This is a genomic window from Modestobacter sp. DSM 44400, assembly GCF_900107175.1.
Lineage (GTDB): Bacteria > Actinomycetota > Actinomycetes > Mycobacteriales > Geodermatophilaceae > Modestobacter.
Window position 1 is genome coordinate 1 of the sequence record NZ_FNOZ01000104.1, and the last position, 5399, is coordinate 5399.

2 protein-coding genes and 4 pseudogenes are annotated in these 5399 nt (G+C 69.9%); all 6 read right to left on the minus strand.

Translation table 11 applies throughout. The annotated features are described in order from the left end of the window. Nucleotides 1-219 (minus strand): annotated as a pseudogene (locus tag BLW04_RS24565) (IS256 family transposase); the annotation flags it as partial. A gap of 48 nt (nucleotides 220-267) precedes the next feature. Continuing rightward, nucleotides 268-2112, minus strand: a complete 1845-nt coding sequence (locus BLW04_RS24570) for a glycoside hydrolase family 15 protein (RefSeq protein ID WP_091548179.1) — start codon at nucleotides 2110-2112, stop codon at nucleotides 268-270. A 350-nt stretch (nucleotides 2113-2462) separates the two neighbouring features. Beyond that, a pseudogene (locus BLW04_RS24575) lies at nucleotides 2463-2708 on the minus strand (transposase); the annotation flags it as partial. A 123-nt stretch (nucleotides 2709-2831) separates the two neighbouring features. Further along, on the minus strand, nucleotides 2832-4262 hold the full coding sequence (gene ltrA, locus BLW04_RS24580) for a group II intron reverse transcriptase/maturase (protein ID WP_217631259.1): 1431 nt from the start codon (nucleotides 4260-4262) through the stop codon (nucleotides 2832-2834). A gap of 557 nt (nucleotides 4263-4819) precedes the next feature. Then, a pseudogene (locus BLW04_RS24585) lies at nucleotides 4820-5104 on the minus strand (transposase); the annotation flags it as partial. 34 nt (nucleotides 5105-5138) lie between these two features. Beyond that, a pseudogene (locus BLW04_RS24590) lies at nucleotides 5139-5399 on the minus strand (IS256 family transposase); the annotation flags it as partial.

Here is a 5399-nt window from a genome sequence, read left to right on the forward strand (position 1 = left end):
CCGCTCGGGGTTGTGCTTGCCCTTCAGGCCAGCCAACGCAGACACGTCGGCCTCCATCAGCGCGCTCATCACCTGCATCCCGGCGCCAACCGCCAGGGCCAGCAGCCCCTCCTGCATCGATTCGGCGATCTCAGCCATCGCCACGCTCACCCGCTCGGGCACGGCCACCCCGGGCGCGTCCGGTGTGTCGGTCTCGGTCTTCTGGTAGGTCTTGCTCACGGCGGTCCCCTGTTCGGATGGAGTCTTGGCGGACGCCCAACACCTACCTCACGGCCGGTGCAGGCGGGGGACCGCCACCTCAACTTCCACGAGACCCGGGACAACCTCGGGAAGCTGACCGTCCAGCCGCACGGCGGCGTTGATCAGGGCAAGGTGGCTGAGCGCCTGCGGGACGTTGCCGAGCATGGCGCCGTCGGCCGGGTCCATCATCTCCGCCAGCAGTCCCACGTCGTTGGCCAGCGCCACCGCCTCGTCCATGAGGGTGCACGCGTCCTCCAACCGGCCCAGCTCGGTCAGCGCGTCGACCAGCCAGAAGCTGCAGGCCAGGAAGCAGCCCTCCTCGACCTCCATCCCGGTGTAGCGATAGAGCAGCGGTCCGCGGCCGAGCTCCTGGCGCACGGCACGCACCGTGCCGGCCAGCCGCTCGCCGCGGTCGAAGCCGGTGCTCGCGGCGAGCAGCGTTGCCGCGTCCAGGTCGTCGGTGCCCGCGTAGAAGGTGTAGCTCTGCTTGCTCTCCGACCAACAGTGCTCGTTGGTCCACGCGCGGACCTCATCGGCCTCGCGGGCCCACCGACCGGCATGACCGATAGCGATCTCGCCCATCTCAGCCAGCCGCACGGCCCGGTCCAGTGCGACCCAACAGCCCATCTTGGAGATCGTGTAATGCCGTTCGGTGTGCAGCTCCCAGATGCCGGCGTCCTCGGTCGGCCAGATGTCGCAACAGCGATCAGCCAGGTCCGCGAGCATCCGGCCGGTGTCCGGGTCGAGCAGGTGGCCGGCCTCGACGTAGCGAAGGACGGTGTCGAAGAGGTCGCCATAGCAGCCGAGCTGGGTCTGGGTGGCCGCACCGTTGCCCGAGCGCACCGGCTGACTGCCGCGGTAGCCCGGCGCCCGCAGTTGGCGCTCCGAATCCGGTGTCGACCCGTCCAGCTTGTAGAAGATCTCCAGGCCCGGCCCGCTGCGCCGAACGGCGGCGAGCAGCCAGTTCACGACCGACTGGATCTCCTCGTGCATGTGCAGCCCGAGGAAGGCATCAGCGGTGAAGGAAGTATCCCGCACCCACATGTAGCGGTAGTCCCAGTTCTTGTCCCCGCCGATCCGCTCGGGCAGGGACGTCGTCGCCGCCGCTGCCACCGCTCCGGTGTCGGCGAAGTGGAGCAGCTTCAGGGCCAGCGCCGAGCGACGGACGGGTTGGGACCATCGGCCGTCGTAGTGCACCGAGCTCGACCACTCCTGCCACCGGTCCAGGGTGACCGCCAGGTGGGCCTCGACGTCGCCGCGGCCGGAGGCGAAAACGGGAGCGGCGTCGCTGCTGGAAATCGCCACCAGTGAGCGCGAACCGGGCGAGGTGGTGAAGCTCCCACTCACCCCGTGCCCGTCGACCTGCGGCTCGCCCGCATCGAAGGCACGGACCGCCAGGTTCTGATCACCCAAGTGGAGCAGCACGGCGCCGCGCTTCTGCTCCGTCCACGGACGCACGGTCTCGAAGCGGGACCCCGGTCGGACCCCCCAGCGCAAATCCACGCTGCCCTCTACTCCCTCGATCTGCCGGATCAGCTCCGACCAAGGGAGCCGGCCGCTGCGACCGACGGCCAGCGCGTCGACCACCCGAACCGTGCCCGACACGCTCGTGAAGGTTGTCTCCAGCACGTTCGTGTCGGGCAGGTACCGGCGCTCGACCGTGGCCGGCTCCTCCGGCGTCAGCTCGACGTAGCCGCCGGAGGGCGGGTCGACGATCGCCGCGAACCCCGGCGGGGCGTCCAGCGTGGGCAGCGGCCACCAGTCGATCCGGCCGTCCTCGGCAACCAGTGCGACGGTCCGACCGTCACCCAGTGCGGCGTAGGACGCGATCGGGACAAAGCCCTCGGGACGACTGGGGACAGGTCGGCTCACAGGGGATCTCCCGGGGCTCGGAGGCGGTGGGTGCGGGGGTGGATCCACGGGTACGACGCCGACCCGGAACGCACCGGAACCATCCTGACCCACCGCAAGGGACAGTGCCGAACGTTCGTCTACCCCGACGAGAGCGACCCCTCCGATACCGCGTCGGTTGGCACCGGCTGGAAATCCCGTCCTGGCGGGCCGGGGGGTGAATGTTCGGGTCCGCTCTCAGCCTCCCCCAAACGTGCGCCCGCACCGGGTGAGGGCCGAACTGGGATGCACCGGACGGCATGCCACTGTCACGCCCGGGTCAAGCCCGCTGGCGTGGTGTGTGACGGCTACCGCGTGATCTTCGTGTCTGGTCAGGCGCTGAGCGCCGGGATGGTGCTGGTCTGAGTGGTCACCTCCTCGGGGCTGGTGTTGGCGGTGTCGGTGACGGGCCGCATGCGGCAGCGGGCGAGGACGTCGAGGCCGAGGTAGCGGCGCCCTTCGGTCCATTCGTCGTGCTGCTCGGCGAGCACGGCGCCGACGAGGCGGATGAGGGAGTGCCGGTCGGGGAAGATCCCCACGACGTCGGTGCGACGGCGGATCTCCCGGTTCAGCCGCTCTTGGTAGGGGTCGACCCGGGGCGCGGTGCCAGCCTCGCGGCTGGTCCGTTTCCCCGGGCCGCCCTCCGAACCGGACGTGCCCGTTCCCGAGCATCCGGCTCTCCACGAGGTCGTGCCGGTGGGTCAGGCCGCTCTCGCTGCTGACCACGGGGTGGGGATGTTCGGCCGGTGTCGGTAGCGGGTGACCGCCACCTTGCCGGGGTCGAACAGGGCCACGTCCCCGTCCGTCGGCCACCACCCGGGCAGGTAGCGGCGGCGGAGCCACTTCCAGTTCGCGCGGCGGTGTTTGCGGCGCATCCACAACAGCACCCGGCGCCAGGTGAAGCGGCGCAGGTAGTCGAAGGTGGCCTTGGAGACGCCGTGCCGGAAGTAGCCGGTCCAGCCCCGCAGCACCAGCGCGAGCCGGTGCAACAGGGCGGCGAGCGGTTTGTTCAGTCCCTGCTGGGTGACCGTGCGCACCTTGGCCTTGACCGACGCGAGCGCGGTCTTGGTCGGATAGGTGTAGACGGTCGGCTTCCCACTGCCTCGCTTGGGCTGCCGCTGGATGCGAAAGCCCAGGAAGTCGAAGCCCTGGTCGATGGAGACGATCCTGGTCTTCGCCGCCGATAGGTGCAGGCCCATCGGCGCGAGGACGGCTGCGGCCTCATCGCGCAGCGCTTCGGCATGCGCCTTCGTGCCGTGAACCAGGACGACGAAGTCATCCGCGTAGCGGATGAGCCGGTATGTCGCCTGGCCCTTGGCGCGGCGGCGGTGCCGGGCGCTGGAATCGCCCATCGCCGCCCAGGCGGCGGTGAAGTGCTCGTCCAGCACGCTGAGGGCGATGTTGGCCAGCAGCGGAGACAGGATGCCTCCCTGCGGCGTGCCGGTGGCCGTGTCCCTGAGGGTCTGCTCCTCGCTGAGGATGCCGGCCTTCAGGAACGACTTCACCAGCGCCAGCACGCGCTTGTCGGCGATCCGTGCCCGCACCCGGTCCATCAGGGCCGGGTGGTCGATCGCGTCGAAGCACGCCTCGATGTCCGCGTCGACGGCCCACTCGTAGTTGCGCGGGTGAGACGTCCACTGGTGGATCTCGGCGATGGCGTCCTGCGCGCGGTGACCGGGGCGGAACCCGTGCGAGCACGGGGCAAAATCCGCCTCGAAGATCGGCTCCAGGACCAGTTTCAGGGCGGCTTGCACCACCCGGTCCCGAACGGTCGGGATGCCCAGGCGCCGCACCTTGCCCGACGCCTTCGGGATCATCCGTTCCCGCACCGGCACCGGGGCGAACTCGCGGGCCTTCAGGTCGGCCCGCAGGTCGGCGAGGAATACCTCGACTCCGCGCACGTCCTCGATGTAGTAGGCGGTGATGCCGTCCACTCCAGCCGTGCGCGCGCCCCGGTTGCTGCGCACCCGCGCCCAGGCCACGGCCAGGACGGCGGGATCGACGACCAGGTTGAACAGGTCGTCAAACCGGCGAGCAGGATCGCTGCCGGCCCACTGGTGCAGCTTGGTCTGGATCTTCAGTACCCGCGCCCGCGCGGCAACCGCGTCGGGCATCGGTGCGCCGGTGTTCACCGGCGGCCTCCTGACCTTCCAGTTCCTGCACTGCGAACTCGCTGCCGCCCTTGGCCATGTGACCGGCTTTCCCGGCCTCGGACTACTACGGCGGCTCCGCCCCACCACGCGGCGATCGGCTGACGGTGCGCCCAGCCCGCCCCGACCTGGCCGGTCGGACGGCGGGACAGCCCCGCGGTGGTTCCCACGTTCACCACTTGACCGTTCGACGGGATCGGCGCCCAGCTCTTCCCCGGCGGCCTCGCCACGACTACCCCGCAGCACTTCATCGTGGCCTTCGACCCGGCCAACCCTGGACCTGGCCGAAGTTCCCTCGGCGACTGCACGTCCCGACCGAGGTGCGCACCGCTGATCGGCCCAGATCCACCAGGTTCGAGCCGACGTTCCACTTTCGGGGGTTCCACCACTGGTTCCTGCATACGTACGCCTGTCCGTCTCGCTTGCCAGGCCCGGGCCGTCTGGCAGTACCAACCCGTCCTGTCGTTGTCGGGGCTGCTCCCGCCTCACTCGGCACCTCCCGAGCTCGACTGCCCCCAGCTTCATCAGGCCGCTGCGACGGCCCAACGAGGAAGGACTCCCACCTCCCTGCGGTCATGCGACGCCTCGTGGCGCACAGGGTTGTTCGACCAGATCTGGCGCCAGACCTCCTTGGGGAACGCGGTGAACGCGAGCACGTCGGCCCGGGCGCCCTCGAGGTGCTCGGCGACCTTCGGGAGCTTGTCGGCCAGGGCATCGAGCACCCGATCGAACTGGGCGTGCACGGAGGCGGCGTCGGGCTGGTCGTAGACCGAGTGCAGCAACGCCCGCACCCATGGCCAGGACGCCTTCGAGGATGTCCCGAGTTCCGTGGAACTTCGGTAGCGGCCCGTTGATCAACTAGGCGGCGTTGCTGACGGGCCCATCATGCGCGGCGGGTACGACAGTTGCAGCGGTGGCCTGCTCGAGGGCGGTGCGTAGCGCCGGCAGGTGCAGGTGGCCGTTGACGCGGCGGAACTGCTTGCCGGCCTCGACCATACCGGCGGCGCACCAGCGCAGCGCCATCTGCCCGTCGCGCCAGCGCTTGACGTTGGTCGAGTGCTGGCGGCAGATGGAGATCATCGACTCGATCATGTTCGTGGAGCGCATCGATCGGGCCAG